Annotated in this window: 1 protein-coding gene; it reads left to right on the forward strand. The window is 35.0% G+C overall.

All coding sequences use genetic code 11. The annotated features are described in order from the left end of the window. A partial coding sequence (locus tag Q361_RS13810) for a hypothetical protein (protein ID WP_169929320.1) occupies positions 1 to 2,699 on the forward strand: 2,699 nt, incomplete at both ends.

Below are 2,699 nucleotides of genomic sequence, written 5' to 3' on the forward strand. Positions count from 1 at the left end.
GCTTTAACTTTAACACAACCAACCACACAAAACAACGCTGTTGTTGGAGGCACATATACAAGAACATTTACCATTACCAATGGCGCAAGTGGTTGTGCTAATGCAGTTCATTTTAGTATAACCTATCCAGGAGCAGGAATACAACTTGTTGATTTAAGCTTAGGAGCCACTCATTTAACTCCTACATCTACAGTAGGAAACACGAGTTATTTTACCATTCAAGGTAGTTTGCTTACAGCAGATACACAATTGTGCAATGGCGAATCGCTTACTTTTACCGAAACATACAAAGTAAAAGCTTGTGATGCTGTAACAAATTACGCCACTGGATGGGGTTGTAGTGCAGCTCCAGCAAGTTGGTGTACTACAACAACAGGAATTGGAAACATAACTATGGCAGAAGGTGTGCCCATTTTCGGTAGCTTTAATGTTGTACGAACTGGTCTTGTAGATTCTTGTACTAATTTCAATTTAATTGTTACCTATAAAAACACAGGGACTGGAAACTCAACAGCAGCTACTATGTATAATGTAAAATTAAGACTTGGTGCTGGAGCAACTTTAGCTTTATCAAATTTCAACTTTTCTTTTCTTCGTTTAATGTCAGGTACTATTGGAACATTAACCAACATACCTGTTACTAATGGACAACCCGTTTCTACTTCGATTGCTTATATAGATACTACAAATAATGCTCTTTTTACAAGCGATCCAGACGGCGCTGGAGTTGGACTTGAAGATGTTGATGGAGATGGCTTTTATGATGACTTACCGCCTGGTAATACCGTAACTATTAATTATGTTATGAGTGTGAATTGCAGTAAATATTTATGTAACCAGGAACATAGTGAATATTATTCTTTATATGGAGATGTACAGCATACTACCATGTGTAGTAGTGCTATTGAAACACCAACAAGACTTACGTCTAATACATTTAATCAGCAAATATCTACGTTAAGTAATAAAAGCTACGCTCCTTCAAATATTCCAGGGAATACTACCTTTAGAGCACGTTTTTCGGTAGGATATTATATTTTAAATAATGTTTTAGACACCTCAAATACAAGGTATATTTACGAAATAACACTTCCAACAGGAGTGGCTATGGTTGGTACTGGAAATATTTCATGGAGAAATGGACAATATCCTAATAATTCGACTTCAGCAGGAACTAGTGTAACTGCTACAGTTTCTGGAAGTGTATTGACTATTCAATCTCCTTCTAATGCTGTAGGTTGGATTGAAATTGATTTGACAACAGATTGTAGTGTAATAACCCCTAATGCTCAAGGTGTTTTTACTACAACCATTCCCTTCAAATTTAAAAGATTAGACAATATTGTAACAGGCTGTTTATGTAATGCAGAAATTTTCTGTAATTCGTTAGTATTACAAAATATACTATGTCCAATTACTTGTGCCTCTGGAGGACCTACAACTACATCTTCTCTTGTAGAGAGAGCTTCAAATTCTTATGGATGGACAGACAATACCTTATCAACCATACAATCTAAAAGTAGTATTTCTACTTATGATTTATCGAAAGCATTATATCTTGATGACATTGAAGTTTCATCTAATGCCACACAAGGAGCAGCTTCTTCCAATTTATACTTGCATTTTAGTATCATAAAACACAAAGCTCCTTATACCGAAAACAAGATAACTCCAAGCAGTATAAATCTTACTATTAAAAGGGGTGGTACTGTACTGACTTCATCAACTCTAAGTGGTACATATTGCACAATAACTTCTGGTTCTGCAGGTTCACCTGTAGAATACTATCAATATTTAGACTGGAACTTATCATCTATACTTCCTCCTGGTGGTCTTTTACCGAATGACGAAATCATCTCAGTAGCTACATATCAAGTGAGTAGTAATAATTTGGCAACACATGATATTCAAACTGGCAAATTAATGTATTTTTATAATAAAGATGTTAGTAATAACAAATTATACTGTAACACAGTGGTGCCTGAATTATATCTAGTTTCCCCTGTAATTACAGATGCCCACAATGGAGGTGTTTATCTTACAGCTAGTTCTTGCGATGTGATGAATGTAGGAGCTGGAACAAATTATTATGCATATAGATTTGATGCAGGCGGAACAATATTTTTAAATGAAATTCGCCCAGGCTTTTTACCTACTCAATATGAAATAACTTTACCTACTAATTATGAATTAGACAAAGTAGTTAATTCAGATTATGGAGGGACATTAACCCCAGCTAGTATTTCTGGAAATACCTATACATTTAATTTATCGGTAAAAAGCTACCCTATAACTGTAACTAACACGTATAGTACAATTTTTACTGTATATATAAAACCTACATGTGGATCAATAGCTTCTGGAGAAAATTATTTATCAAAATTATACTATATTCCTCAATATTATTATCATAAAAAACAAGCTAGCTTACCTACTCCAAGTACACTAAACAAAACATTATCCATAGCCTATAATAACGATAGTCGTCCCGAAGTAAGTTTAACGAACCAAACGGGAAGTATCCAAGCGACCAATACTACAGAGAGTTTTGTATTTCGTATGGCAAGTATTGGTACCACTAAGGCTCCTTACACATGGTTTTCGATACCTACAGTTTCAGGCGTAACAATAACCCAAGTAAAAGATATCGCCACAGGCACAATCCTTACACCTATTACCTATACAGGAGGACAATGGTA

Origin of the sequence: Flavobacterium croceum DSM 17960 (genome assembly GCF_002917885.1) — a bacterium.
Taxonomy (GTDB): domain Bacteria; phylum Bacteroidota; class Bacteroidia; order Flavobacteriales; family Flavobacteriaceae; genus Flavobacterium; species Flavobacterium croceum.